This is a genomic window from Chlamydia felis Fe/C-56, assembly GCF_000009945.1.
GTDB lineage: Bacteria > Chlamydiota > Chlamydiia > Chlamydiales > Chlamydiaceae > Chlamydia > Chlamydia felis.
Genome location: NC_007899.1, coordinates 325,670 through 351,517 on the forward strand (window position 1 = coordinate 325,670; position 25,848 = coordinate 351,517).

The window sequence follows — 25,848 nt, forward strand, 5'->3', positions numbered from 1 at the left end:
TCTAGAGTTTTAGATTTTTTTTGAGGAATTTTATGAAGACAAAGCTTTTGGTTTCTGCTTTTTTTCTAAGTTCTTGTTTTTCTTTAGCTTTTGGAGAAAATTCCTGCGTCTCAGAGTCAGTGTCTTTAGTAAAAGCTGTTCCTGCTTCAGGGTTGCAGTTTCAAGAGCAGAATGGCTATGTACCATACAGTTTCTATTATCCGTATGAGTATGGGTACTATTATCCAGAGACTTATGGGGGATATGCTGGTACAGCTCAAGATAACGATGATTGCCTCACGCGTTTCGAAGATGGAATCTTTTTCTACCACTGTGATTAGGGATTTCTCGGGTGATGAGAAAGGAAGTTTTCTATTAGGGTGTCTGAAGCTACATGAGTGTAAATTTCTGTAGAGGCAATGCGAGCATGTCCGAGCATTTCCTGGATCACTCTGAGATCAGCCTTATTGTCCAATAGGTGTGTGGCAAAGGCGTGTCTTAGGGAGTGTGGTGAGACTTGTTTATGGGTGATTTGCTTTGCGTAGTGATGGATTCTTCTCCACACACAGGAGCGTTCTAGCTTATGCCCGCGTACGGAGAGAAACAAGTGGTGTTCTTCAGGGCGTTGTTTTTGAAAGGTTTCTCGGAAAGGGCACAGATAGGCATCGATAGTCTTACAGGCTCGTTCCCCTAGGGGAACGAGCCGTGTTTTAGATCCTTTCCCCGTGACACGAAGGAAATCATCGCTAACATCACCAATGCATAGACCACAGAGCTCCGATACTCGTATACCTGTAGAATATAGGGTATGGAGAATCGCAGAATCTCTAGCAGAGATCATAGGCGAAGTTTCAGATGTTTTAGGAATAGCTAACAGAGCATCGACTTCTTTTGGTGTTAATACAGAGGGCAGCCGTTTCCAAATTTTAGGATGTTCGATAAGTGGAGGATGATCAAGAAGTTCCGTTTCTTTGAGAAATCGGAAAAATACTTTTAAGGCAATCAAGCGACGCGCTAAAGTAGACTCGGATTCTTGACGTTTATGCAACTGTTGAACAAATAGATACACGCTATCTTGAGAAATTTCCTCAATTGATGTAATGGCGCTTATTTTCAGGAAGAGAGTGATATCTTGAGAATATGCGGAAATAGAATTGCGGCTAAGGCCGCGATCTACTGAAAGAAAAAGAGTAAATTGTTCGAGGATGTTATCGCAAAACTGGGCTGAGGTCATAAAATGTAACTTCGGCTGGTATGGTTTCAGTATAGGTACATAGGTAGTTTTTAAGCTAGGACGAGGTAGATAATGAATGGAAAAAGCTTTTTAGATAGCTCATCAACGAAGATTTTACAAGATTTAGCAGTTGCTCCTATAGACCTAACATCTCCTGGAATAATTTCTAAAGAACGAATAGAAAGGTTTTCCTTGTTCGTGGAAGGCTTTACGTTTAGCTATGCTATGGAACGTGTTGATGATGGAATTCTATCTGCATTAACAGGCTTAGCTTCTGAACGTGGCCTTCTTGCTTCTATGAAAGCTATGCAAAATGGGGAAGTCGTAAATTATATTGATAATTTTCCTAGTGAATCACGACCCGCCCTACACACAGCTACGCGTGCTTGGGTTAGGGGAATTTCCTTGACAGGCAATGCTGAAGATATTTCATTGAGATCGAAAATTGAAGTGCAACGTTTAAGAGATTTCCTAAACAAGTATAGGGATGCTTTTACCACTATTGTACAAATTGGTATTGGGGGATCGGAACTCGGACCCAAAGCTCTACATTGTGCTTTAAAAGGTTGTTGCCCATCGGATAAGAAAGTGTATTTTGTTTCTAATGTGGACCCCGATAATGCTGCAGAGGTTTTGCAAGAGATCGATTGCTCTAAAACACTAGTGGTTACTGTATCGAAGTCGGGAACAACATTGGAGACAGCGGTTAACGAAGAATTATTCGCAGATCATTTCTTAAAACAGGGGTTAAGTTTTCGCGACCATTTTATTGCTGTTACCTGTGAGGGTAGCCCCATGGATGATACAACTAGGTATCTCGAAGTTTTCCATATTTGGGACAGTATTGGTGGCCGGTTTTCTTCTACATCTATGGTAGGGGGAGTCGTTTTAGGATTTGCTTATGGGTTTGATGCTTTCATTCAGCTTCTTGAAGGAGCTGCAGCTATGGACTTAGTGGCTTTAGAACCCCATATGAGCGAAAACCTCCCCATGTTATCTGCAATGCTCGGAATCTGGAATCGCAATTTCTTGCGCTATCCTACTACCGCGGTCATTCCCTACTCTATGGGATTGGAATACTTTCCCGCGCATTTGCAGCAATGTGGTATGGAATCTAATGGAAAGAGCGTGGCTCAAACCGGAGAGTTGATTGGTTTTTCCACGAGTCCTATTCTTTGGGGTGAGTTAGGAACAAATAGTCAGCATTCCTTTTTCCAGGCCTTGCATCAAGGTAGCGATATTGTGCCTGTAGAATTTATTGGTTTTCTTAGGAATCAACGAGGAAGGGATATTGAGATTTCCGGGTCTAGTTCCTCTCAGAAGCTTTTTGCTAATATGATAGCGCAATCGATAGCTTTAGCAAAGGGAAGAGAAAATGTGAATCCTAATAAGAATTTCAAGGGAAATCGTCCGTCCTCTCTTCTGGTATCTGAAAGACTCACTCCCTACACCATGGGAGCTCTCTTGGCTTTCTATGAACATAAGATAGTCTTTCAAGGCTTTTGCTGGGGTATCAATTCCTTTGACCAGGAAGGAGTCACTCTAGGAAAAGACCTAGCTAATCAGGTTTTGCGCATTATGCAGGGACAACAGGGAGGGGATAATGTTGTTATTGAAGCAGAGGCATTGTTAGGACTTTTTGACAAAAATAAAAAACTTAAAGAGTTTGGGGAGGCGTAACACCTTTTCATACAGTATTTTAATGGTTTTTGTGGTATAATAAGGGCCTTCATAGTTTAAGCGATGGATGAAAAGCTATGTTTTTTATTCGTGTGCGTTCTGTAGGGTTTCTAGATATTCACGGTATTCTACCCACCCGTAAAGGGGGACGGGTGATCAAATCCGGCACAGGGGTTTTGGGTGGGAGCTCGAGGAGCCATTTTCTATCGTATAGCCTCTTAGGCTTTCCTAAATCATTTTTTGATTTACAGATTTTCCCAAGAAACCACGTGGTTTCTTTTGTCTTTTTTTTCTGTGAGCATTGTTTTGAAGTTGTCTCTCTATTTTACTCGGATATTTTGTCTTCGACAAGTGGGTAAGAAGGGAACTAGAATTTGACAGAAACGTTAGTAAAGCATAAGTCTTGGTATAGAATTCGAATTCGGAGTATTGTGGATAAGACATAGCGACTTTGTCTATTTCGCCTCTTAACATGGCTGTGCCTGAGGAGTTTTCTTTCTTTAGTTATCGAAAATTAGACGCGCTTGATTTTGTTTTTATTTAAAAATTATACTGATTTTTTGAGAGAGGCGTGATTATGAAACTAGCACGTACGGTTAGCGTTGCTGTGACGGGGGGAACAGGGCAAATTGCCTACAGTTTTTTGTTCGCTCTAGCTCATGGGGATGTTTTTGGTAGTGATTGTGGAATAGATTTACGTGTGTACGATCTCCCGGGCCTAGAAAGGGTGCTTTCCGGGATTCGTATGGAGCTTGATGATTGCGCTTATCCTCTTTTACAATCCCTGCGTGTTACCACCTCCTTAGAAGATGCTTTTGATGGTATTGATGCTGCCTTTCTTATAGGGGCGGCTCCTCGAGGTCCTGGAATGGAACGCTCTGATCTTTTAAAGCGTAATGGTGAGATTTTTTCTCTTCAGGGATCTGTTTTAAATACTTCTGCAAAGCGTGATGCTAAAATTTTTGTTGTTGGTAATCCTGTAAATACCAACTGTTGGATAGCAATGAGTCGGGCTCCGAAATTAAATAGAAGAAACTTTCACTCCATGCTGCGTTTAGATCAGAACCGCATGCAGGCAATGTTAGCACACCGAGCGCAAGTGCCTTTGGACGAAGTTACCAATGTGGTTATTTGGGGCAATCATTCTGCAAAGCAAGTTCCTGATTTTACTCAGTCATTAATTTCTGGAAAACCTGCCGTGGAAGTTATTAGTGATCGAGACTGGTTGGAAAACATTATGCTACCTTCTATTCAAAATCGAGGAAGTGCTGTTATTGAAGCTCGTGGAAAATCTTCGGCAGGATCTGCTGCTCGTGCTTTAGCAGAGGCCGCACGTTCTATTTTTGTCCCTAAAGAGGGTGAGTGGTTCTCTACTGGAGTATGTTCCGACTACAATCCCTATGGTATTCCTGAAGATCTAATTTTTGGTTTCCCATGTCGTATGTTGCCATCTGGGGATTACGAAATTATTCCTGGATTGTCTTGGGATGTCTTTATAAAAAATAAGATTCAAATATCCTTAGATGAAATTTCTCAGGAAAAAGCCAATGTCTCTTTGTTATAGCGCCAGTTAGTGGGGTAATTTATGACTCAATCTTTTGATGTATTAAGTCAAAATGCTTTTAAAAAGATTTTTAATAAACAGCGGTTTCTTTTTATTTTTTCTAGTTTGTGCTGTTTTGGTTTTGTTTTTGCCATATTTTTAAAATTATGCGATCAATTTGTTCTTAATTTTTCGCTATCAACATTAGGTTTGGGGGCTTTTTTCTCTTCTTTCAGTATTATTTGTGCTTCTGCTGTGATTGTCCAAGCACTTTTAAAAAAAGAAGCTGCTGGGAGTATAGATAAAATGGCCACAGTATTTCATAAGAATTGGAAGTCCTTATGGCTATCCTTATTAGTTTCCATGCCGTTTTTTATTGCAATGGTTGTTGTTAGCACAGTAATTTTATTATCGATGTTTTTAAGTTCCTTACCTTGGGTGGGTAAGTTCTTTCATACATTATTAATTTTTGTTCCCTATCTTTCGGCAACGGTTTTAATAGTGTTATTTCTAGGGGCTTTTGTATCTCTATTTTTCTGCATACCAGCTCTCAGCAATCATGAAAATATCGACTATATGCAATTACTTCGTTGTTTTCGGGGAAATGTCCTGAGTCAGTCTATCGGATTTATCATTGCAGCCACACCTTTAGCTTTGTGTAGTTGGCTAGCATTGGATTCATTTTATTTAATGTCACATCTCGTTAGTTTATCAGACATGAATACAGGAGCGTTTTTAATAGAAGCTTTGGTATTAGTGATGCCAATAGCTCTCATTCTTACACCTGCCTTGTCTTTTTTCTTTAACTTCTCTTTTGATTTTTACTTAGCAAAGCAAACCTCAAAAGAAAATCTAATTAAAGAGTAAATAGGAACTCTTTAGCTATGTAAGCCGTAGATTGTTTTAAAACAGCTTTAGAGAGCATATCTCCGGTAAGACCGTGATAAAGTAGACCTTTGGATCCTAGGCCTCCTAGGAACCAGAGGTTTTCTTTTATTCTGCTAATCACGGGCAGACGCGTGGAGCTTGATGAACGCATCCCCGCGTAATAATTTAGAATAGTTGCATCTTTAAGCGCAGGGAATAACGAGAGAATAGGAGGCATGATCTCGTTGTAGGCAACATCTTCATTAGTAACGGCCTCCGGTTGATTATGTTCAAAAGTCGATCCTAAAATACAAGTACGATTTTCTGTGTTTGCTACCATGTACTTATGCGCATTGATACTAAATTGAGGCATGGCGAGATCCTGAGGCCAGGAAATTTCTACAAGCTGACCTTTTACAGTAGAGAGGGGAAGTTTTTGTAATTCGGGAAGGAGATGGGCATTAGCCCCTGGAGTTACAATAATATGATCATAGAACTCTGCAATATCCTCAATATTTTCTATAAGCTCATCGTAAAACTGTGTGCCGAGATTAGCACAGGCATCCCAGAGGCCGTTGATATAGGCATTATTATTGATGGTTACGCCGTTTTTTATGAACAAGGCTCCAAGGTTGGAAACAATGCCAGGAATAGTTGTTTCGCAACGAGCTTTCTCCCACCACTCCAATTCACTAGGAAATTCTTCCACACGCTTCCTAAAGATCTCAGCTTGCTCATTATCTACCGCAGGCCGGAGAATTCCTCGAGAAAGAACAATGGGGATATTTAATGCTTTACTAGCTTCTGTGATTAAGCCGTGAGTAGAGATAATCCCCAAGTCAGCAAGCGGTGGTTTGCTTGCTTTTCTCCCGGTAAAGCCGTGGAGAAGACCCGAAGACAAACCTGATGCGCCCTGGCCTAATGGAACAGGGTCAAAAAGATCTATAGTTGTTGTTCCCTGAGAGTGTAGTAACAAATGCCAAGTTACCGAAAGCCCGGCATATCCTGCTCCTAAAACTGCTACACGCATAAGTTTACCTTAAAATCTAGGATCTGAGAGTTTTTTCCCTTATCTCTCCTGAGAATAAGCAAATAACGCATTAAATAACAGAGGGGAATATGAGAGAAATGAAATGAAAATTAAAGAAAAAAGAGAGAGACCTAGAGGTCTCTCTCCAAGGGTGATTAGGGGGCTATAAACGGATTCTTTCCGTTGAAAATAAGAAAATCGCTAATAAGGCTAAAAAAGCAATTATTGTAATTTTTGTAACTTCTTTTTTTGCAAAAAAAGTTTTGGCATTCTTGCCTTTCTTACCGGCTTCTATATAGAAGGGAATACCCAAGGCCAAGAGAACGATAGCCATAAATAAGTATTTTATGCCTCCAGCATAGATCAGCCAGATAGAATAAATAACAGCAAGAATTCCTGTATATTTTGCAGTAAAGGATTTGATGGGGCCTTTATTTGGATATTTTTTGTCTTTGCTGAACTTAACAAGAAACGCTGCACTGGCAAGATAGGCTGGTAAAACCATCACCCCGGTGATGCTTAACATCGTACTCCATGCATTTGTTGAAAAGTACACAAGAAGCATAGCAACTTGCATGAGAGCGCTCGTAATGTATAACGAGACTTTAGGAGAATGCGCAGCATTTTCTATGGTGAAAATTTCTGGAAACGTACCATTTTTTGCTGCGGAATAGGGAATCTCAGCAACAATGACGGTCCAAGATAACCAACTAGACAGTATGGCAATAAGTAGACCAATGTTCATTAAAATTTCTCCCCACCTTCCTACAAGAATGTCTAGTACTCCTGCGGTGGAGGGGTTAGCAATACCTGCAAGTTGATGTTGGAATAGAGATCCAAAAGGTAGGAGAGATAAAAGAACGTAAACAATTAAGCAGCCTGAAAAACCTAAGATGGTTGCTTTTCCCACAGCATTAGGACTTTTTGCCCGTGCCGACATAACCACGGCACCTTCGATTCCAATGAAGGCCCATAGAGTGACTAACATCGTGCTTTTTAATTGGCTCGTTACTGACCCTAATAACGGTTGTGTTTTTGTAGCTGTATGTCCCCAAAAATCCGTTTTGAAAATCGCCAGTTTGAAAAAGAATGCTGTAATAATGATGAATATAAGAAGAGGTATCAGCTTACATATCGTTCCGATGACGTTGATGAAAGAAGCCTGACGGATTCCTTTAAGAACTATGAAATTGAAAACCCATATAAGGATAGAGCCTCCAATAATCGCAGGTATGGTATTCCCTCCTTTAAAATAGGGGGGGAAGAAATAGTTTAATGCATCCATGGTCATTACGGCATAACCGACATTACCAAAGATTTGGCATAACCAATATCCCCAACCAATAGTAAAACCTACATAAGGTCCGAATCCCTCTCGGCTGTACATGTAGATCCCTGTTGTTAAGTCAGGACGTACTAATGAAAGAATTTTAAAAGTATTGGCAATGAAAAACATGCCTATGCCTGTCAGGATCCATGCTAAGATAATAGCTCCTGCTCCTGCAGATGCTGCCATATTTTGGGGGAGACTGAAAATCCCTCCCCCAATCATGGAGCTAATTACCATACCCGCTAGAGCTATGGCTCCAAGATTTTTCCTGGTTTTACTCCCATTAGAAATCATGAATTCTCCTTACTTAATTGTTACCGGATCAGCATTTTCAAAGTTGAGAAACCCTAATGCAGTTAGCGAGAAACCATATTTTTTCTTAATATTGATGTAATTATGGAAGTATTGAAATTCGCTATGCTTGACAATGGATCGAAGATCAAGTTCATGCTGAAGAGATTTTTTTAACCACATTTTAGCATGGGATTCTGCAATTTCATCGTTAATCCATGTTGGGAAAAACTCTACATATTCTGCAGCCCATCCACCGATAAGCTCTCCATTTTTATCTTGTCCCCAGCAAATACCTACACCGGTAGCAATTGCATGGGTGCCATCTACTGTAGCAGCTCCGCGGCCAGCCATGATTACCTCCAAAACAGCACCATGTTTGAAGGATTTAACACACTGATCCACAGGAACGATATTTCCAAATAGCTCTTTAGGTAAGACAGATGTATAGGGAACGATATTGAAATTTTCGATTTTTGCTTGTAATAAAGCAGAATCGTAGCAGAAAGTTTCAAAAGGCTGCGGAGGCATCCCGTCATCGGATTCTCCTATTCCTCCTGTATGAAAGGCTAGTGTTGGGTATCGGGTTCCGTAAGTCATGTGTGAACTCCTGAGGATATGAAGTTTAGGGTATTAGGCAGAAAAATTGGCTCGGACACCATAAACTTTAGCAGAACGTTTATCGGGTCTTAGCGCAGGATGAATGTAAATTTGTAGATCTGGAGTTAGGGATATGTGGGGGCCAAATCCAATAGTAGCAAATGTTTCTATTACAGTTTCGTATTTACGGATTCTTTTTTCTGTGACAACTTTAGGATTGACCTTGCTTATCGAACAAGCGGCTCCCAAGAGATCTTGAGAGTTGCGATTAATGGGGTTTGCAGACGCCAATCCAAGAACATAAGAACGATTGAGATTTATCGCTGTTCCTGTAGCTCCATTCCATCTGCCGAATACATAAAGTTTTTCCCCAAGATGCTGACCAAAATTTAACGACCATCCTGTAGTCTGCGTAGGCTGTTGAGGAACTTTTCTTGTAGAATAGATTAATGCTGAATATTGCCCATTGCCAAGCTTACATTGCGGTGCCCAAGAGAAATAACCATAGAAATTGTATTTATTTTTTGTGAGGTTATAAACATCAAAAGACGTACCTACAATATTATAGGCATCTTGGAAACCTGCTTGAATATTTATAGAAGGTGTGGGTGTGAATTGTACGTAGGCACCAACACTTCCTAACGAATATGTAGCACTGGCATTTTGTGATAGGGCGTAGCTTATGAATCCTGATTGTTGGTCGTTATCGTATAAAGTTCCATCTATAGAATATAAGCTGTATTGACCCATCGCAACGGTAAGTATATCCCCGGGGAATGTTTGAGAAAACGTGAGCTGAGATAGTGTATTAGTTCGAGAACTATAATCATTGATTCCACCGGCAATTCCTGCAGCATTATTGGCATTTTGTGCGCTGTTTCTCCAATAACGTATTAGTGTATAGGAGAAGTCAATACTTCCCACTCCTGCTGTAGGACTATTGTATAGTTGCCAGGAGACATTGGGACTTATGTAAAATTGCCAAGTAGGCTGCTTTTCATCAACAGTTGCTAGGGCAGCTTTTTTAGGATAAAACCATTGAGGGAGAATAGTAAAATCCACAGATATTTGAGAGTTGGTCTCTTTTTCTATCGAGTGCAACAATTTTGAGATCGACAACCCCTCGTCGCAAGGGCGATCTTTTAGGACGTTGTGTACCGGGGTAAGTACATGACGACGAGGTTCTTGGCGTGGGTGGGGAGAGGATTCTGATGGGGAAGAATCAGAATCCTGCGTGCTATTTTTTTTTAATCTTTCAATGAGTCTATGATGATGCTCGGGATAATTAGAAGGAATTCCATAAGCAGAGGAGGCCAAGATTCCGCCAGTATATAGGGCCGTTAATAGATAAAAGCGGGAAAATGCCATGGACTACCAAAAGAAAGCCTGTTCTTTGTCGTGACTCTAAAAAAAAGAAGTTTTTTTATGCCATCATTTTTGGTGGTGAAAGGAGAATTAAGATCGGGCCACTATTCTATCATTTGGTGTCTTAGGAGCAAAGCAGCAGCTTCGTTACTAAGAAGCTTTTGGGAGTATGTGTATTGAACCTTAGAGATTTCGGGGGTGTATACCGGAGGTAAGAATTTTTGTGCGGTGTAAGTGATACCAAGATAAGAAATTTTTTTTAATTTACATAACTCTCCAATACGCAAGACGTTTTCTTTGAGATTGTCAATGTAAATGATCTTTTCAGGATGAGCTTGTATTGCATCTAGGAAAAGCTGGAGACCCGGTCCCTTGTGGAGCTCTTCCCCAAATACTACTCCCGAGGCAAAGAGAAGGCTTTTGGGAAGGGGGGTAGTTACAACAGGTGCTGTGCTATCTAAAGATAGACCTAAGCTTTTTAGCTGCTGCAATGTAACGTTCTTTGATGAATGTTTACGTTCCGTATATGCAAATAGTGTTTTCTTTTTCTCTTGTACTCTTGTGATGAGGAGTTGCATGGCGTTTTCTATAAGCTTTACAGATCCTTTTTCTTGAAATCCTTCCCAATAGGGGTAGATACTTTCCCAAGCTTCTCTTTCAGCAAGTCCTAGTTCTTGAAATCCTTCTATGGTTTTTTGTAACCATAACGAGTGTGTTAGAGCTTGAGCACCTTCTAATAAGGTGTCGTCAAGATCAAGTATTAACCAAAAGTCACTGCTATCATAGAGAATATCTCCTGCAATCTCATGAATCGATTTTATCTCTACGTATCGCACAGTTTCGGTGCAATTGCTAGTTAGAGGAAAGAGAAGGAAGAAAAATAGCCAATACTTTTGCATGTACTTTCGTATAAAAATTTTCAACGAGCATAAAAAAACAAGAAATTTTTTATACAGCATTAACAATACTTTCTACATTACTGCGGAATCTCTCACAATCGTATTCAGAGAGTTGTTTAGGAAACCACAAAGAAAATTGTAATAATGCTTGCTCTGCAAACATTTCGTATCCGTAGAGGACACGACTCCCGTGATTTTTAGCTTTTTGGATATAGAGAGATTCTTTGGGTAGCGCATTAATATCGATAATTACAGGAGGAAAGATTTCCGGAATTTCTACATGTGGAGGAAGACATAATACTAACATATCTATGTTGTGATTTTCTGATAGTGAACTCAGGGGAAAAGCTTGGCCATTACATAATCTAGCAAGTTTTTCGGCATGGGCTTGTGTGCGGTTAAAAATGCTAATCCGTGTTTCCTCACGGGCTAATGTTGTTGCTATTGCTTTTGCTGCTCCTCCAGATCCCACAATAGCTATATGTTGATTTTGTAAGGAGATGTGCTTGCGTTTTAACAGGTTGAATAATCCTAAGCCATCTGTATTGTATCCGGTGATCTTATGGTTATTGAATACTAGGGTATTGCAAGATTGGCAATGTTGCGCAGAGTGATCAAGAATATCAATGTAATCAAGAACCTTTGTTTTAAAGGGCATAGTTACGCTAAGCCCTTGAAATGGAAGATCGCGAGTTAAAGAGAAAAAATCCTTAAGTTCATGAGAATCTAGAAGGATTTTTATGTAGCTTGCGTGAATCTGTAGTTCTGAAAATAATTTGTTATGGGAAAGATGACTGATACTACGATTTACAGGATTACCAATAAGGCCATAGATACTCGATTCTGCGGAGAGATTAGTATAATTATAGGCTAAAAGATCTGCTATCGAGAGTTGGCCCGGAGCGACATTAGGTGCATTTATTCCCGCAGCATAATTAATGGCATTTTTCATTAATGGCGAGAGAATTCTTGAGGCTATTCCTGCGTTGCCCATGCAGAGTAAAGTAGTGTTTTCGGGAAGATTTTTTTTTATCTGTATGCAGCGGAGAGTGTCTATGGATCTTGTTGATGTAATGGCAATTTTGTAATGATGCGCTTGTCGCTTTAGCATTTCCTCATGGAGATTCGGAGCATATTCAGAAGTTTCACTATGATAGGAAAGAATGATTTTTATATTAGGGTATTGCTTTTGAATACTGGTTAAGGCTTCTTTAGGAAAGTCTTTATCGATATCAAGGTACTCAGGTTGCAGTTTTGCAAGTTCCATAGTACGTTCTATCCACGCTATTTCAGAAAGGCTAGCGTGTTTTTTTAACGTAAGAATAGGCTTCTTCGCTAAAGAAATCAAATGTTTGAGTTGATTAGAAGACAGGGATAAAAGACAGTCGACACGCAGCTCTATACTATCTACTAAGGGTAACGATTGCAATAGTTGTTGTTTTGCTTCAGCAAAAGTAGGACCACTAATTGTTGCGCACAGCATCGCATTCACTTTTTAGAACTTCATACAGAATTCCCATTTTAGGGGTGGCGCAGTAGGAACCGCTACATGGAGCGACTCTTCCTAAATGCTCTATCATGACCATCCTTAAAGCTTTGTTCGACAGATTTTTTTTGTCATAACCAAGAGTGGTGATAATATTCTCTGGGTGATAAAATCTGTGGAGAAAATGTTGAGGAATAAGATCTCGTAGCTCTTCAAGAGTGGTCGGTAGGTTGAAGTTATTGGATAGATTGTATAACTGCTCGACAAGAGAAGGATTTTTCATAATTCCTGATTCTAGAGAGATTTTGATTTCTATCATCATGCCTACACTAACAGCTAATCCATGTGGGATATGTCCTTCGGATAAAGTTTCTAAGGCATGGGCAATTGTGTGGCCAAAATTTAATATTTTTCTCAGGTTTTTATCTTTAGGATCTTTGGCAGCAATGACTGCTTTGATCTGGCAGTTTCTTTTGATAAACTCATTAAGGATTGTCCGTGAAGAAAAGAGCGTGTCTCCATAACTGTGAAGAAATTCCCAGATATAAGCATCGGCAACACATCCATGTTTTATAGATTCAGAAATTCCATAACACCATTCTTGTTTTGATAACGTTGTCAAGAACTCGGGACATACCCACACATCTTTTGGAGGATAGAAGGTTCCTAAACGGTTTTTTAATCCACGTAGATTAATGCCGTTTTTCCCTCCTATACTCGCATCAATCATTGCTGTCATTGTTGTGGGGATTAAAAATAACTGAATTCCTCGACAATACGTAGAAGCCAAGAATCCCGCCATGTCCAGAACTATACCTCCACCAATACCCATGATTGTAGCTCCTAAAGAGACTCCGTGATCTACAAGCTGATTTTGTAAAGAAATGAAAATTTCCCATGTTTTATTTTTTTCTCCAGGAGGGAATGTCAGTAGGATTACCCTATAACCTAGAGAATCTATAAAACCTAAAACTGGAGGAAGGATTTTTTCTGCTACGTGGCTGTCGCTAATAATAACCAGAGGGTAATCTGTAGATATTGAAGAAAATAACTTTTTATTAAAGATACTCTCTACGAATTTAACGTTGTGTGGATCGGAGATAAAATGTTCTATCATAGCCTAGAGCACCGTTGTTGTAGTAATAAATCGGCTAAAACAAGATTCACCATGGCTTCTACAACTCCCACAGCTCTTATAGCAACGCAAGGATCATGACGACCTTCTTTCGGAGTGGAGTATACGGTAGGTTCTCCTGTTTTCATTACTGTAAGACGGGGTTGTTTTATGGAAGATGTTGGTTTAAACGCCACGCGTCCATTGAGAGGCATTCCCATGGTAATCCCTCCTAAAGAGCCGCCACAGTTATTCGAACTCATGGAGATTTTCCCTTCCTCAAAGATAAAGGGATCAATGTATTCCGATCCGTATTTATCCGCAGAGGCAAATCCTAGTCCTATTTCAAATCCTTTGGCTGCAGGAATGCTCATAAGTGCTGAGGCTAGAACTGCCTGAACTTTATAAAATATTGGTTCTCCAAGACTTTCATGAATTGGGGAGGTAATAAAAGATACCACACCCCCTAAAGAGTCTTTTTCTTTTTGTAGATCCATGAGTTGTTTAGTGATCGTATCACTGGCTAGTGGAGACAGGAAGGGAGAGCTGTAAACACTTTGTGCAAATTCGTGAGTGAATTGCGGATACTCTTTGATGGATTCTTTTCCCAGTTTAGATAAGAAGGCTAAACAATAAATATCGTAATGAGCAAGGAGCTTGGCAGCGACAACACCGGCAGCTACGCGACATGCAGTCTCTCTAGCGGAAGATCTTCCTCCGCCTAGGGGATCCACAATGCCGTATTTTTTCTCGTAAGCAAATTGCCCATGTCCAGGACGGTAACGATCATCTTGCTTACGGTATGTCTCGCTATCAATATCCGTATTAAAAATTTGAAGAGCAATGGGTGTCCCTGTTGTCTTTCCTTGATAGACTCCCGAAAGAATGTGAACAATATCAGCTTCTTTACGTTGTGAAGTTCCTAGTCTTCCCGGGGACCTTCGCAACATAACTGGAACAAAGTCTTCGAGAGAGAGTGGCAAACCTGCAGGACACCCGTCGATAACTAACCCAATAGATGGCCCGTGAGATTCTCCCCACGTGGTTAGAGAAAACAAACAACCGAAGCGATTTCTCATAAATTTAGTAAAGTATTAAGAGATTCACAAGCGGATGATAATGAATGCTCGTCTAAGAGATTCACATGATTCAAGGGAAAATGATAATCGGCTATACACTGCATACGATTTATACGTTGTTGTAAAACTTCTTTCACGCTTGCTGCTTTCTCAAATCTTGCGGGAAGACCTCGTTGTAGGAGCCTCTTGTAAATGTCCGTAATAGGAAGAGATAAGTAGACCAACGTTCCTTTGTTTTTAATTATATCAAAAGCTTCTTGATGCATAATTGTGCCCCCTCCCAAAGCTATAATACTGTGATTTGGGGGTAAAGCGAGCAGAGCTTGTACTTCTAAGGATGCAAACTCTTTTTCTCCAACAGCTTGAAATACTTCGCGTGCTGAGGAATATAGCTTGTTGCTATAGTTACTTACAATTAAATCATCGATATCGAAGAAAGAAATTGATAGATATTTAGCAAAAGCCTTGCCGAACAAGGTCTTGCCTACTGTTGGCAGCCCGCATAGAAATATGTTCATGATGCTCCTGGACGTTTGCGTGCAAAGAATTTAGGGCCTGGATAAAGTTCGGGAAGGTTTTTTTCACACACTCAGTATCGTGGATGATGCTATCTCCCGAGGCATTCATTGCAGCTACAGATAGGGCCATAGCTATTCTATGGTCGTTATGAGAGTGCATGGAAGCCCCATATAGAGGACTTGGATTAATCAGCAAACCATTATGACAGGGTTGAATACATGCTCCCATTTTCTGTAGCTCTTCGGTAATAGCGATAATGCGATCGCTTTCTTTATCTTTAGCTCCCCGAGCATTATACAAGTGCGAGGGAGAGGTGGCAAAGCAACAGAGAACAGCAAGGATGGGGAGGGCATCAATAAACGGATCCATATCTATATTTCCTCCGGAGAATGTTGAGGAGAAAACAATAACTGAATCATTTTCAAACGTAATATCCGCTCCAAGTTTTTGCAGGAGATAGAATAATTCTTTATCCCCTTGGGCATCATTCGAATTTAGATCATTTAAGTATGTGGGATGGGGTGATTTAGAAAGTAGCGCAGCCGCAGCAAGAAATGCTGCGCTACTAAAGTCTCCTCCAACGGTATAGGAAAATGTTCTGGGTCGGGATTTTCCTAAAAAAGAGTAAGTGTCTCCTGATTGTGAATAGGGCATAGCGAGTTGTTCTAGCCACCACAATGTCAGGTCAAACCATGGGCGTTCTTTTGGATTGACGATGGTAAAAGAAAAAGGTCCTTCAGCTAAGGAGCATGCCATAGCAAGAGCCGAGGCGTACTGGGAGTCGTCTCCTGAAACTTCAGTATATCCTGAAGAAATAGGTCCAGAAACAGTGAAGGATAGAGTATAAGGTGCTCCCTCATAGGAAAAAGTTGCTCCGAAATTTTCCAAAGCGTGAATTAAAGGGGCTATGGGGCGCCGTTGTAGCTGGGAAGATCCAGTGATTGTTACTTTTTCAGAGAATATGGCAGCAAGTGCTGTAAAGAAACGAAAGACAATACCAGAACTTCCCGCATTGATTATTGTGTTTGGGGGAAGCGAAAGATGAGGGGTTCCCGTAATTTCTAGGAAAGAGGACTTTTTTTGAATTTTGGCTCCCAGCTGCTCACAAGCTTGAATCATAGCTTCTGAATCAGGAGAAGTAAGGGCATTGTATATTGTTGAAGTGCCTTGTGCTATTGATGCCAAAAAAATTGCTCGTAGCGTGTGAGATTTCGATGGGGGGACACAAACACTTCCAGAGATCGAAGAAGGAGAAATCTTATAAGCAAGCATATCGGCTAACTTACTTTGGTTTTCCAAGAAGCTTGCCTGAATCCTTATTTATCGTCTAAGAAAATGTAAACTGCCCTCTCTTGTTAGGCTGGGCAGGGTTTTTCTATGACTTTTTCTAAGTGGCTTAGGAAATTTAGGCACAACGCACTTTCGAACTCACAGGCATAAGATAAAAGTTCTTTAGCATGAGGTATTGTGGCTAATTCCGATTCCATTTCTGCTAGGTGCTCTTGTTCTTCTAAGATTATTGATTTTATCGTAATTGCACTTCCCGATTTTTTTAAAATATTATGATAAATAGGGTAGAGTTCAGCAGCACGCATTTCTATAGCAGAAGTCACAAGAACATAGGCTGTAGTTTTTAATGTTTGCCCAGAAAGATGGTATTGGTTTTGCAGTACTTTACATGTTCGCAAATCTAAAAGATGAAGATAATACTTTATTCCATAAGAGCCAAGCATTCTGTTTAAAGAATAATCAAGAAATGGTTGGTCTGAAATTCTTGAGATTTGTGTTTTTAGATAAAACGCATGGCGAAATTCTTCAGCAGCATGTTTTAATACCTCTCTTTTTACTTGTGTAGGATGCTCGCTCGCAGAAATTTTTTTTGCCCCGCAGTTTTCTAAAAACGATAGCGTATTGATCCATTTACTATGTAGATCATCACGCAAAACGATATGTTTAAGGATAGATTGCCAACGCGATGCACAGGATACAAAGGTTTTTATTGTAGTCGTAAGCATAAAGACTCCTGAAGATAATGATAAATTCTAGAAAGATCTTCCTCGCGAATACAATAGGGGGGAAGAACATAAAGTGTATTTCCTAGAGGTCTTAAAATTATGCGGTTGTCTATAAAAAAGTTATAGAGAGTATCACGTAGATTAGAGAAGTATCCAAGCGAAGATGAGGGATAGTCTATAGATAGCACTGTTCCTAAAACCTCACAGCGTTGCCATAGAGAACCGTACTGTGATTGAAATTGTCTATGACAATTCTCAATCATTTCTCGTTGTTGTTGACATTGAGAGGATAGCGTAAGATCCAACGAGGCTAAAGCTGCTGCACAACCTAGAGGGTTTCCTGTATAGGTATGTCCGTGTAGAAAAGCATGTCTTCTATCTTTAGATACGAAAGCTTGATAAATCTCTTCTCTCACAACAGTAACTGCAAGGGGGAGAAAGCCTCCTGTTAATCCCTTGGATAGGCAAATAATGTCGGGGGAGGTTGGCATATATTCTGAAGCAAACAGCGGCCCTGTACGTCCGAATCCTGTTAGGATCTCATCGGCTATGCAGAGGACACCATAGTGTTTGGCAAGTTCTAAAATAGCATTTAATCCTTCAGGATTATGCACGCGCATGCCGGCAACACCTTGTAAGACAGGCTCATAAATAAATCCGGCGATCTCTCCCGAGGAAAATAGGGCTTTTGCTTGTTGTATAGCAATATCTTCTTTTCCATAGTAGGGAGGATCTATGATGTCTGCGGAGAAGAACAAAGCTTGGAAAGGTTTGTTAATATCTGTTGGCCCTACAACAGACATAGCTCCAAAAGTATCTCCGTGATAGCCATGTTTTAAAGATACAAAACGTGTTTTCTGTATTCCTTGATTATAGAAGTATTGCAGGGTAATTTTGATGGCAATTTCTATAGCGCAGGACCCATTATCAGAAAAGAAACAGCATTCTAAACCTTCGGGGAGAACCTTTATAAGCCTTTGAGAGAGTTCTTCCGCTGGGGAATGAGTAATATCGGAAAAAATTACATGCTCAAGTTGATACGCTTGTTCAGAGATTCTCTTTGCAATATGGGGATGAGAATGCCCGTGAAGATTACACCACCAAGAGGATATAGCATCAATATAGGGGGTTCCCGACTTTGTATAGAGGTAGGCGCCCTTTCCACGTGTAATATGAATGGGATCGAAACCTAACCCTGGCTGAGAAAAAGGATGCCATATCTTGGAACTTTTTTTATTATCTTTTATATCTATGAGCATAGCTTTGCTTCTCTATCTTCCCAGGTTTCTTTCCAAAGATTGGCGTAGTTTTTTACAGTTTCTTTGGAAATGATGTTTTCATAATTTAAACGTCCCAAGTAGGGAATTCCTGTCATATTAAGCAACCAATCTTCTTCCTCTTTAGGATACTGATTGAGAACCATCCCTAAAATATTCAGGTTTCTTGTTCGCATTGCTTCTACTGTTAAACATGTATGATTGATACTTCCTAAATAGGCTTTGCTGACAAGCACCCACTGGCACGGCCATTTAGAGAATACATCTCCTTGTAAGGAATCTTGAGAACAGGGGGAGAGAAATCCACCAGAAGTTTCAATAATGAGAGGAGCTTCTGTTACAGGAAGAGAGAAGTTCTCTGCGTGAATCGGAATATTGTCCACTCGCGCAGCTTGGTGGGCTGCTAGAGGATGAGTAAGTCGGTAGGTCTCACGATGGCATACGGCTCCTGAGAGTTCGCGAACTATAGTACTATCAGATCGATCTAGAGATCCTGATTGTATAGGCTTCCAATATTCTGCTTGAAATAGAGTGGCTAAGATTGCGCTAACAAATGTCTTTCCTACTTCTGTATCAATTCCTGCTATGATAATGTGCATAGGCTTTCTTGGATTTCGCATAACTTATTCAAAAATGCTGAGATTTCTTTTTTGGTGTTAAATGCATGAAGACAGATACGTAATAACTCTTTTTTTTGCTTTACCGTAGGGCTAACAATGGCACGTACATCAAAGCCAGAGCATTGTAGTTTATCTGCTGCTGAGCGCACCTGCTCGCTTCCCGGTATACATAAGGGTTGAATTGGGGTGTGTATATTGTCTTGAAGAATAGGCAATTGCATGTTCTTCGCGTTTTCTCGAAAATAAGCTATTAGCTCTTGGAGATTTTGTCTAAGAGCGGTTGCTTTCTTGTTATGTTGATAAGCAAGATGAATTAGGCTAAAAGCATGGGGAGGCAGTGCGGTAGTATAGATAAAAGGACGAGAGAAATTAATAAGATAATCTTTAAGAATAGTACTGCCCATAACTGCTGCACCATGAATACCTAAAGCTTTTCCAAAAGTGTATACGGTAGCGGCAACATCTTTTTGAAGTCCTAAAGAAGATACTAATCCCTCTCCCTGATTGCCAAAGACACCTACAGAATGAGCTTCGTCAACAATAAGATAAGCAGAATACCTTTTGCATAGGTCGCATATGTCTTTTAAAGGAGATACAGAGCCATGCAGGGAGTATACAGATTCGACGTAGACAAAGGTTAGACCATTGTAAGGTTGTGATAAACGTTTCTCTAGGTGCTCTATATCATTATGCCGAAAAGGAATTCCTTGAGCTCTAGAAAGGCGGATCCCATCATAAATAGAAGCATGAGCATACACATCGTGAATCACACGGTCGTGTGGAGAAGCAAGGGCTGAAATTAACCCTAGATTGGCCGTATAACCAGAATTAAATATCAAGGCACTGCCCATATTATGATAGGCTGCAATGTAGAGTTCAACATGATCTGCTAGGGAAGATTGTCCCGTAAGAAGACGCGATCCTGTAGAACCTAGGGAATGGGCGTAATCAAATGTGTTAGACAGCGCTAGTTTCAATTCTAAAGATCTAGAAAAACCTAGATAGTCATTAGACGTGAAATCCACAGAAGCAGAGACTGTTCTTAAAGTGCGGTAAATTTTTCTATATTTTTGTTTCTCTAGCTTTTCTGTTAACAGGTCGCAGATTGGCATGGCTGTTCTTGTTTCCTTGAGAAGGCTGGACGATGACGCATTCCCAGTAAATTTAACATGGCGGTATCTTCATCCATGTCATTGTTATCTACAGTGAGAAGTTTCTCTCCATAAAAAATAGAATTTGCCCCAGCAATAAAACATAGTGTTTGTTGTTCTACGGAAAGGAAAGCTCTTCCCGCTGCTAGGCGTACCATGGAAAGAGGAAATACTATACGTGCTGTAGCTATTGTGCGTAATATTTCCCAAAAAGATGGGGTTTGTTGATCTTGTAGAGGTGTGCCCTCTATGGGCCAAAGAACATTGACGGGAACAGATTCAGGCGCACGCTCTCTACAAGCTAGGGTATGAAGCAGACCTATACGGTCCTCAGTAGTTTCTCCCATGCCAATAATCCCACCACAACATACGCTTATCCCGGATTGCTCAACCACATCTAAAGTCTTTAAACGATCTTCATATTTGCGTGTAGTGATGATGGTTTTGTAAAATCCTTCCGAAGAGTCTAAATTGTGATTATAAGCATAAAGACCCGCATCATAGAGCTTTTCAGATTGACTAGGAGTAAGCATTCCTAGAGCACAGCAAACTTCCGCACCCATATTTGTAATGCCTTTTATCATTTCTAAGATTCGATCAAATTGATGATTATCCTTAACTTCTCTCCAGGCAGCCCCCAGGCACACACGAGTGGCTCCAGATTCTATTGCGTGCTTTGCTCTTTCCAGAACTTCAGTAATTTTCATCATTGGTTCTGGTTTAACGTTCGTTTGATAACGGGAAGATTGTGCGCAGTAAGCGCAGTCTTCTGTGCAACCTCCTGTTTTTATCGAAACTAGATAACAGGTTTGTAATTCTGAATGAGGAAAGTTGCTTCTTAGTATAGCGTTAGCCCTATGGATTAATTCAAAAATGGGAGTGTTGTATACTTCTTTAATAGTTTCTAAAGACCACTGCTCATGGCGTGTATTCATAAGGTAGTATTTTCCTAAAAAGAGATTGAAAATGTAGGCAAAGGAGAAAATTCTTATCACAGAATTTACAGAAAGTCAATACACACAGATTCGCAGAAGCTGCAACAAGGGATTTAAAATTAGTGGGATGTGAAAGGTTTTGTCTAATGCGAAAAACGTGAGCCGAACAAGTTAGTTTAAAGAATTTAAGAGAGAGACATTCCCATGTCTTTAAAGGTGGTTTGTGGTTTTACTTAGGAATACTTAGTTAGTTCATAGAAGGAGAGGAGGTAAAGCCTCCATCTAGAAGCAAATTGATTCCTGAGACGAACGAAGATGAGGGTGTTAGGAGGAATTCTATGGTTTTTGCTAACTCTTCAGGTTCGCAATACCTGCGTAGGGGTATGGACTCAGTTTCTTTATGGTATTCATCCATGAAATTAGAGTGGTTTGCTCTGGCTTTTTCTCGAATTCTCTCCTCATGAAAAGGAGAACGAATGATCCCTGGGGAGACAACATTTACGCGAATCCCTTTAGGGCCTAATTCATAAGCAAGGACTTTTGCATACGTTGTCCACATGCGACGAATAATGCAGGAGGGTCCGTAGGCAGGTAGGAACTGTACCGATGTGGTTCCTCCTATAATGACAATAGTACTCTGAACACTCATATAGGGGAGCGTAGCTTGAATTAAAGCTGTCTGTGCTATGAATGTTATTTGTAGTATAGTTTCCCAAGACTCTGGGGATTGTAAAATGCTTCCCCAAACGGGTCGGGGAGTTAAAATAATTAACCCTTGAATAGGGCGATTAAGTTCTTTGAGAGCTTTTTTATAATCAGAAATATATCCCGGCAGGGAATAGTCTAAAGCTAGTGTGGTGGAATTAGGGTGTTTCTCATGCAGAATATCGAGCTTGTTACTCTGTCTTCCAATAAGTAGTAGGTGGTAATCTCTATCGTGAAGATATCCTGTAATAGACGATCCTAAATATCCCGAGGCTCCCGTAAGTACAACGCAAGGATTGTTTTCCTTTGTTGTGGCAGATGCACAGGTAAAGGAAAACAAAAAGAGTATGATTATCGGAGAACGAATTAGCTTGGAGAGTTTATGCATACAAGATTTAGTGTGGTGCGGGTGCGTTCAGAAATTTGGGTTAAGGGGCGCTGGGGAATGGTATCTAAGAAGTTTTGTAGAAAGCGCTGAGTCTGAGTACACCCCATAGTTGGGATAATGTATTGGGGGTTTTCTAAATATTTTTCAAGGAATAAGGAAACCCAAATGCCACAAGAAGCGCCATCTTTTTGCACCACAGTTTTTGAGATCTTTCTTACAGCAAATGGGGAGGGATTTCCAGAATTATTTGGGTACTGAGTTCCTAGTCGTATTGCTATGGATTTTAACATCGGATCAAGACTCTCATTTGGGATAAAATGCGCAAGACTGTCAAAGTAAACAACTTCTCTTAGATCCAAGTTCACAATTACTAAGGTCCAATGAGAGATCCCTGCGTACTGTGCCTGAGCTGTTGCTAACATTCTTGCCATCATATCGTCTTCCGTAGTAGCCATAGGGTGATGCCATACGGGGTAAGCAAAAACTCGGAAATTTTGACAATTTTTTCCCTCCAAATGGGGGTAATAGTCTGGATAACGATGGTAGCAGTGATTTAAATCAGGTTGATCTAGGAATTGTTGATTATCTCTATCGTAACAATGGATGTCTGAGGCAATCATCCGTTCCAAAGAAAAACATGTGGGAATTGTTGTAAGGGAAGGGACAAATAAATTGGGATGGGTTTCAGATAAGCGAAGGAAATGAGTGAGAATCTGTCCACTATCCCAAGAAGCAAATACAATGTCCGGCTCTGATTTTAATTCTTCTGGATCGAGTCCGTAGGGGAGGTAGGGGAGATAGTCATACTCTGAAGTATCTACACAGATTGTTTGGATGTCCAAGTCTAAAATATTTTGCGTAGACATGAAACATAGGATCAATCCTAGAGTAATAATAATTAGAACGGCTGCTAGTACAACCCTAGCTAATTTGCTTAAAAATGAAGCATTATCGAAAGATCCAGGGCCGGTTATAGGAGTTTTTTGATTCACAGATTTCGCATTCTGCTCTCCAGATAAGGGCGGTGAAGAATTGTACAAGGAGTAAATGGATCCCGGTTGTACAGTCGGCGGGGAAAGAAGAAAATTTGCCATAAAACCGCTTTTTTATTTTTTTTCGCGAAAATTATAGCTCTTTTAATAAAATAAATCATTTAGTTTTAATGCTAGTCGCATTTTTATGATCATATTTCATATTGTGTTTTTACATTGTCTTTGCAATTGATATAAACTCTTCTGGCTCCAGCATAAAAAATTGGCGTAGAAACTAGACTGAAGAAAAGCTTATAAAGATAAGAGAAGGTCATAATTTGTAAGGTTTTTGTAAAGGACAAATGCATGCCTAGATAAATAACTCCGAGGTCGACGATTAGGGTATCGACCATTTGGGAAAGCATAGTAGAGGTATTATTGCGTACCCAAGCAGGGGACTTGGGGAAGTGTTGTTTAAGGAAAGCAAAAAAGGTGATGTCTAGTTGTTGGGAGATGGAAAAAGCCACTAGAGAAGAAATACATGCTATCGGGCTAATATCAAACAGAGTGTGCCAGGCAGTTGCAATTTCTATCGAGGATACTGGAAGAAAGGAGATAATTTGAAGAATTGCCAAGGAGAAAATATTACCGGTAAATGCTGAGCAGACCATAGTGCGAGCTTTCTCTGGACCAAAAACCTCATTAACAATATTGGAAATGACAAATGTTAAAGGATACAAAATCAGTCCCCCTGGTATGGTGAAATAGGGGGTAACAATGAGCCTAGAAGCAGCTACAAGATTCGATAGGATCAGAACTAATGAGAAGGTAAGGGATAGGTTAAAAAAAGCCCTATTTTTGCGAAAATTCATGTTCTCTTAAGAAGTGAATAACATCAGGATAATATACGTCGTGAGGACCAAAAACAACGAAATCAAGACGTCCTTTCTCTAGGAAAAGATGCATTTTTTTCGAAATATCATTTAATTCGCTGAAATCGCGAATAATAAAGAGAGTCGTTTGTATCGCGTTCGGATTGCAGGGCCGTTGTATAATGTGCTCTGTTTTAAACGGAGAAACGAATACATTGTTGTTAAATGTGTGGGATAGTTGTTCTGTAGAACTTAATACAGCAGCCCCATAGGCTTTTCTTTTTCCTTGTTCTTCAATGAGACCACTTTCTACCGTAAACCAAAAACAGCGTGAAATTGCAAGAGCATTGCTATTAAGTATTCTAGGCTGGTCTTCTATGGGATAAATTTCTTTTGCACGCTTTATAGATTTTACAAAGAGTTCACCCATTGTGGAAAAAAAATTCACAAATTCAGGATGAAGTAGCCAAGGAATATGACAAAATAGATCGTGAATAAGATCTGGAAGAGTCGAGAAACCATCCTCTTCCAATGAACGTACGTTTGTTGCTATAGGAAAACGTTTCTGACTTAATTCAAATAAATAATTATGGGGGGAGAGATAACCTTGGGTTGGCGATAGGGTAAATCCGGATTGTGACGATATAACGCTATTTATATGGTCAAAGTCGATAGCTCCAGATCCTTCTAGATGTAGGGCATCTAAATACTCACAAAAAACTTGAGGACAATGAGCCTCCCATAGAGAAAATCGAGGCTTTAAGAGTGCCTGTAACTGTGTTGCAGAATTAGAAAATGTTGCGGCAATTTGATGAGCCATGAATGATCAAAAGTTTATAGTTTAGAATCTACTTTAATTAAAAAGCTTTCTCTTTGTGTTGTTTATTGCGGATGACGAAGAAAGGATGATTCATGATTGAAAAGAATCAAAGAGATTTTAATTCTAAGGTCCTTTAGGGTTTTTGTCGAGGGAAAGCTAATCTTCCCACAGAGATGAAAACAGTAGGTTTTTTTAATTTTAAGAAGGATTTATGCGTGTTGGTATTGTCGGATGTTCGGGAAGAATGGGAACACTGCTTAGTGTTTTGTTAAGCTCAACGACTCGCTTTACTCTGGGACCAGGATATTCTAGAAAAGGTGCTCATTCTTTAGCCTCTGTCATAGAAAATAATGATGTTCTTGTGGATTTTTCTTCTTCCTCTTTTTCCGAAGAACTTCTTTCTGCTTTGCTCTCTAATCCCAAACCTTTGATTTTCGCAACGACTAAGCCCATAGCATCTTGCTCCATAGATGAGAAATTAGAACGTCTGGCTGTGCACGTCCCGGTTGTTGTCTGTCCGAACACAAGTCTGGGAGCTTATGTGCAAAAACGTTTAGCTGCTCTGCTTGCTAGAGTTTTTGATGATACGTACGATATCCGTGTCGCAGAAGTACATCATCGGCACAAGAGAGATCCTATTTCTGGAACAGCCAATGAATTGGTCTCAGTGCTTTGTGATGCTAAGCAAAAGGAATGGAATCAGGAATACAGTGTGGGGACTAACTGTAATAATGTGAAAAACATCGAATTACATGCCTCGCGTGTAGGGAATGTTTCGGGTGAACACGAAGTAGCCTTTATCAGTGATAAAGAGCAAATCGTTTTAAAGCACACAGTCTTTTCTCGAGAGGTTTTTGCAGAAGGAACTTTGAGGATTTTAGACTGGTTAATAGATAGCTCTCCACCTCCCGGATACTACGGTCCTGAAGTCGGGCTAAAGGTTTCTGTGTGAGTGAACAGTTCTTGCTTAAAAAACAAAACGGTTATTACAATGCGGCCTCTAAGATTCTTTGATTTTTGAATAAAAGGAGAGCGTGTTTTGCATTATCAACACTCTATTTTAAGTAGCTGTTTTGTT

Annotated in this window: 25 protein-coding genes and 1 pseudogene; 6 read left to right on the forward strand and 20 right to left on the reverse strand. The window is 40.1% G+C overall.

What is annotated here, in order from left to right; all coding sequences use genetic code 11:
- Positions 1–32 precede the first annotated feature (32 nt).
- A complete protein-coding gene (locus tag CF_RS01395; protein WP_011457831.1) occupies positions 33–320 on the forward strand; it encodes a hypothetical protein in 288 nt (95 codons plus the stop codon).
- On the opposite strand, the gene CF_RS01400 is transcribed toward CF_RS01395, so the two are convergent.
- Entirely contained in the window at positions 317–1,213 is an 897-nt protein-coding gene (locus CF_RS01400; protein ID WP_011457832.1) for a site-specific tyrosine recombinase XerD, read from the reverse strand. The genes CF_RS01395 and CF_RS01400 overlap by 4 nt on opposite strands.
- A gap of 72 nt (positions 1,214–1,285) precedes the next feature.
- Here CF_RS01400 and CF_RS01405 point away from each other — a divergent pair, with 72 nt between their 5' ends.
- From CF_RS01405 to CF_RS01425, 4 genes and pseudogenes are all read left to right on the forward strand, one after another.
- Positions 1,286–2,893, forward strand: coding sequence for a glucose-6-phosphate isomerase (locus CF_RS01405; protein ID WP_011457833.1), 1,608 nt, complete (start codon positions 1,286–1,288; stop codon positions 2,891–2,893).
- A gap of 77 nt (positions 2,894–2,970) precedes the next feature.
- Positions 2,971–3,115 (forward strand): annotated as a pseudogene (ltuA, locus tag CF_RS05325) (protein LtuA).
- A gap of 355 nt (positions 3,116–3,470) precedes the next feature.
- On the forward strand, positions 3,471–4,457 hold the full coding sequence (locus CF_RS01420; protein ID WP_011457835.1) for a malate dehydrogenase: 987 nt from the start codon (positions 3,471–3,473) through the stop codon (positions 4,455–4,457).
- A gap of 21 nt (positions 4,458–4,478) precedes the next feature.
- On the forward strand, positions 4,479–5,303 hold the full coding sequence (locus CF_RS01425) for a hypothetical protein (RefSeq protein ID WP_011457836.1): 825 nt from the start codon (positions 4,479–4,481) through the stop codon (positions 5,301–5,303).
- Here the strand turns inward: CF_RS01425 and CF_RS01430 are convergent.
- The 19 genes from CF_RS01430 to CF_RS01520 form a co-directional block, all read right to left on the reverse strand.
- Positions 5,293–6,333 (reverse strand): FAD-dependent oxidoreductase, encoded by a 1,041-nt coding sequence (locus CF_RS01430; RefSeq protein ID WP_011457837.1) that lies wholly within the window; start codon positions 6,331–6,333, stop codon positions 5,293–5,295. The two genes, CF_RS01425 and CF_RS01430, sit on opposite strands and share 11 nt — an antisense overlap.
- A 163-nt stretch (positions 6,334–6,496) precedes the next feature.
- On the reverse strand, positions 6,497–7,957 hold the full coding sequence (locus tag CF_RS01435) for an amino acid permease (RefSeq protein WP_011457838.1): 1,461 nt from the start codon (positions 7,955–7,957) through the stop codon (positions 6,497–6,499).
- A 9-nt stretch (positions 7,958–7,966) separates the two neighbouring features.
- Positions 7,967–8,554 carry a pyruvoyl-dependent arginine decarboxylase gene (locus CF_RS01440; RefSeq protein ID WP_011457839.1) on the reverse strand — a complete coding sequence of 196 codons (588 nt, stop codon included), beginning with the start codon at positions 8,552–8,554 and terminating at the stop codon, positions 7,967–7,969.
- Between the two features lie 33 nt (positions 8,555–8,587).
- Complete coding sequence (locus CF_RS01445; protein ID WP_011457840.1) at positions 8,588–9,922, reverse strand: carbohydrate porin; 1,335 nt, start codon at positions 9,920–9,922, stop codon at positions 8,588–8,590.
- Positions 9,923–10,023: 101 nt separating this feature from the next.
- Complete coding sequence (locus CF_RS01450; RefSeq protein ID WP_041468065.1) at positions 10,024–10,818, reverse strand: DUF2608 domain-containing protein; 795 nt, start codon at positions 10,816–10,818, stop codon at positions 10,024–10,026.
- Positions 10,819–10,867: 49 nt separating this feature from the next.
- On the reverse strand, positions 10,868–12,301 hold the full coding sequence (locus tag CF_RS01455) for a bifunctional 3-dehydroquinate dehydratase/shikimate dehydrogenase (RefSeq protein WP_011457842.1): 1,434 nt from the start codon (positions 12,299–12,301) through the stop codon (positions 10,868–10,870).
- Entirely contained in the window at positions 12,282–13,421 is a 1,140-nt protein-coding gene (gene aroB / locus CF_RS01460; RefSeq protein ID WP_011457843.1) for a 3-dehydroquinate synthase, read from the reverse strand. Before aroB ends, CF_RS01455 begins: the two co-directional genes overlap by 20 nt.
- Entirely contained in the window at positions 13,418–14,497 is a 1,080-nt protein-coding gene (gene aroC / locus CF_RS01465; RefSeq protein ID WP_011457844.1) for a chorismate synthase, read from the reverse strand. Before aroC ends, aroB begins: the two co-directional genes overlap by 4 nt.
- Positions 14,494–15,015, reverse strand: a complete 522-nt coding sequence (locus CF_RS01470) for a shikimate kinase (RefSeq protein WP_011457845.1) — start codon at positions 15,013–15,015, stop codon at positions 14,494–14,496. Before CF_RS01470 ends, aroC begins: the two co-directional genes overlap by 4 nt.
- Complete coding sequence (gene aroA / locus CF_RS01475; RefSeq protein WP_011457846.1) at positions 14,951–16,288, reverse strand: 3-phosphoshikimate 1-carboxyvinyltransferase; 1,338 nt, start codon at positions 16,286–16,288, stop codon at positions 14,951–14,953. The genes CF_RS01470 and aroA overlap by 65 nt, the downstream gene beginning before the upstream one ends.
- 83 nt (positions 16,289–16,371) lie before the next feature.
- On the reverse strand, positions 16,372–17,031 hold the full coding sequence (locus CF_RS01480; protein ID WP_011457847.1) for a hypothetical protein: 660 nt from the start codon (positions 17,029–17,031) through the stop codon (positions 16,372–16,374).
- On the reverse strand, positions 17,013–18,290 hold the full coding sequence (gene bioA, locus CF_RS01485) for an adenosylmethionine--8-amino-7-oxononanoate transaminase (protein ID WP_011457848.1): 1,278 nt from the start codon (positions 18,288–18,290) through the stop codon (positions 17,013–17,015). Before bioA ends, CF_RS01480 begins: the two co-directional genes overlap by 19 nt.
- Positions 18,281–18,907, reverse strand: a complete 627-nt coding sequence (gene bioD / locus CF_RS01490; RefSeq protein WP_011457849.1) for a dethiobiotin synthase — start codon at positions 18,905–18,907, stop codon at positions 18,281–18,283. Before bioD ends, bioA begins: the two co-directional genes overlap by 10 nt.
- The gene (locus tag CF_RS01495) at positions 18,892–20,040 is read right to left on the reverse strand and encodes an aminotransferase class I/II-fold pyridoxal phosphate-dependent enzyme (protein ID WP_011457850.1); all 1,149 of its coding nucleotides are present in this window, start codon (positions 20,038–20,040) and stop codon (positions 18,892–18,894) included. The genes bioD and CF_RS01495 overlap by 16 nt, the downstream gene beginning before the upstream one ends.
- Positions 20,019–21,014 (reverse strand): biotin synthase BioB, encoded by a 996-nt coding sequence (gene bioB, locus CF_RS01500; protein ID WP_011457851.1) that lies wholly within the window; start codon positions 21,012–21,014, stop codon positions 20,019–20,021. The genes CF_RS01495 and bioB overlap by 22 nt, the downstream gene beginning before the upstream one ends.
- Positions 21,015–21,261: 247 nt before the next feature.
- Entirely contained in the window at positions 21,262–22,107 is an 846-nt protein-coding gene (locus CF_RS01505; RefSeq protein WP_011457852.1) for an SDR family NAD(P)-dependent oxidoreductase, read from the reverse strand.
- Complete coding sequence (locus tag CF_RS01510; RefSeq protein ID WP_011457853.1) at positions 22,086–23,201, reverse strand: Ulp1 family isopeptidase; 1,116 nt, start codon at positions 23,199–23,201, stop codon at positions 22,086–22,088. Before CF_RS01510 ends, CF_RS01505 begins: the two co-directional genes overlap by 22 nt.
- 89 nt (positions 23,202–23,290) lie before the next feature.
- Entirely contained in the window at positions 23,291–23,950 is a 660-nt protein-coding gene (locus tag CF_RS01515) for a queuosine precursor transporter (protein WP_011457854.1), read from the reverse strand.
- Complete coding sequence (locus CF_RS01520) at positions 23,931–24,770, reverse strand: phenylalanine 4-monooxygenase (RefSeq protein WP_011457855.1); 840 nt, start codon at positions 24,768–24,770, stop codon at positions 23,931–23,933. The genes CF_RS01515 and CF_RS01520 overlap by 20 nt, the downstream gene beginning before the upstream one ends.
- 211 nt (positions 24,771–24,981) lie before the next feature.
- Here CF_RS01520 and CF_RS01525 point away from each other — a divergent pair, with 211 nt between their 5' ends.
- Positions 24,982–25,722 carry a 4-hydroxy-tetrahydrodipicolinate reductase gene (locus CF_RS01525; RefSeq protein ID WP_011457856.1) on the forward strand — a complete coding sequence of 247 codons (741 nt, stop codon included), beginning with the start codon at positions 24,982–24,984 and terminating at the stop codon, positions 25,720–25,722.
- The last annotated feature ends 126 nt before the right edge of the window (positions 25,723–25,848 follow it).

What these genes read in the sequence shown, in the direction of transcription:
- CF_RS01510 (WP_011457853.1), bottom strand. Translation starts at nt 23,201, where the DNA reads ATGGCAAATTTTCTTCTTTCCCCGCCGACTGTACAACCGGGATCCATT.
- CF_RS01440 (WP_011457839.1), bottom strand. Translation starts at nt 8,554, where the DNA reads ATGACTTACGGAACCCGATACCCAACACTAGCCTTTCATACAGGAGGA.
- CF_RS01425 (WP_011457836.1), top strand. Translation starts at nt 4,479, where the DNA reads ATGACTCAATCTTTTGATGTATTAAGTCAAAATGCTTTTAAAAAGATT.
- CF_RS01455 (WP_011457842.1), bottom strand. Translation starts at nt 12,301, where the DNA reads ATGCTGTGCGCAACAATTAGTGGTCCTACTTTTGCTGAAGCAAAACAA.
- CF_RS01520 (WP_011457855.1), bottom strand. Translation starts at nt 24,770, where the DNA reads ATGGCTCATCAAATTGCCGCAACATTTTCTAATTCTGCAACACAGTTA.
- CF_RS01480 (WP_011457847.1), bottom strand. Translation starts at nt 17,031, where the DNA reads ATGCTTACGACTACAATAAAAACCTTTGTATCCTGTGCATCGCGTTGG.
- CF_RS01505 (WP_011457852.1), bottom strand. Translation starts at nt 22,107, where the DNA reads ATGCATAAACTCTCCAAGCTAATTCGTTCTCCGATAATCATACTCTTT.
- CF_RS01395 (WP_011457831.1), top strand. Translation starts at nt 33, where the DNA reads ATGAAGACAAAGCTTTTGGTTTCTGCTTTTTTTCTAAGTTCTTGTTTT.
- CF_RS01470 (WP_011457845.1), bottom strand. Translation starts at nt 15,015, where the DNA reads ATGAACATATTTCTATGCGGGCTGCCAACAGTAGGCAAGACCTTGTTC.
- bioA (WP_011457848.1), bottom strand. Translation starts at nt 18,290, where the DNA reads ATGCTCATAGATATAAAAGATAATAAAAAAAGTTCCAAGATATGGCAT.
- bioD (WP_011457849.1), bottom strand. Translation starts at nt 18,907, where the DNA reads ATGCACATTATCATAGCAGGAATTGATACAGAAGTAGGAAAGACATTT.
- CF_RS01450 (WP_041468065.1), bottom strand. Translation starts at nt 10,818, where the DNA reads ATGCAAAAGTATTGGCTATTTTTCTTCCTTCTCTTTCCTCTAACTAGC.
- CF_RS01420 (WP_011457835.1), top strand. Translation starts at nt 3,471, where the DNA reads ATGAAACTAGCACGTACGGTTAGCGTTGCTGTGACGGGGGGAACAGGG.
- CF_RS01495 (WP_011457850.1), bottom strand. Translation starts at nt 20,040, where the DNA reads ATGCCAATCTGCGACCTGTTAACAGAAAAGCTAGAGAAACAAAAATAT.
- aroB (WP_011457843.1), bottom strand. Translation starts at nt 13,421, where the DNA reads ATGATAGAACATTTTATCTCCGATCCACACAACGTTAAATTCGTAGAG.
- aroC (WP_011457844.1), bottom strand. Translation starts at nt 14,497, where the DNA reads ATGAGAAATCGCTTCGGTTGTTTGTTTTCTCTAACCACGTGGGGAGAA.
- bioB (WP_011457851.1), bottom strand. Translation starts at nt 21,014, where the DNA reads ATGAATACACGCCATGAGCAGTGGTCTTTAGAAACTATTAAAGAAGTA.
- CF_RS01405 (WP_011457833.1), top strand. Translation starts at nt 1,286, where the DNA reads ATGAATGGAAAAAGCTTTTTAGATAGCTCATCAACGAAGATTTTACAA.
- CF_RS01400 (WP_011457832.1), bottom strand. Translation starts at nt 1,213, where the DNA reads ATGACCTCAGCCCAGTTTTGCGATAACATCCTCGAACAATTTACTCTT.
- CF_RS01525 (WP_011457856.1), top strand. Translation starts at nt 24,982, where the DNA reads ATGCGTGTTGGTATTGTCGGATGTTCGGGAAGAATGGGAACACTGCTT.
- CF_RS01445 (WP_011457840.1), bottom strand. Translation starts at nt 9,922, where the DNA reads ATGGCATTTTCCCGCTTTTATCTATTAACGGCCCTATATACTGGCGGA.
- CF_RS01435 (WP_011457838.1), bottom strand. Translation starts at nt 7,957, where the DNA reads ATGATTTCTAATGGGAGTAAAACCAGGAAAAATCTTGGAGCCATAGCT.
- CF_RS01430 (WP_011457837.1), bottom strand. Translation starts at nt 6,333, where the DNA reads ATGCGTGTAGCAGTTTTAGGAGCAGGATATGCCGGGCTTTCGGTAACT.
- aroA (WP_011457846.1), bottom strand. Translation starts at nt 16,288, where the DNA reads ATGCTTGCTTATAAGATTTCTCCTTCTTCGATCTCTGGAAGTGTTTGT.
- CF_RS01515 (WP_011457854.1), bottom strand. Translation starts at nt 23,950, where the DNA reads ATGAATTTTCGCAAAAATAGGGCTTTTTTTAACCTATCCCTTACCTTC.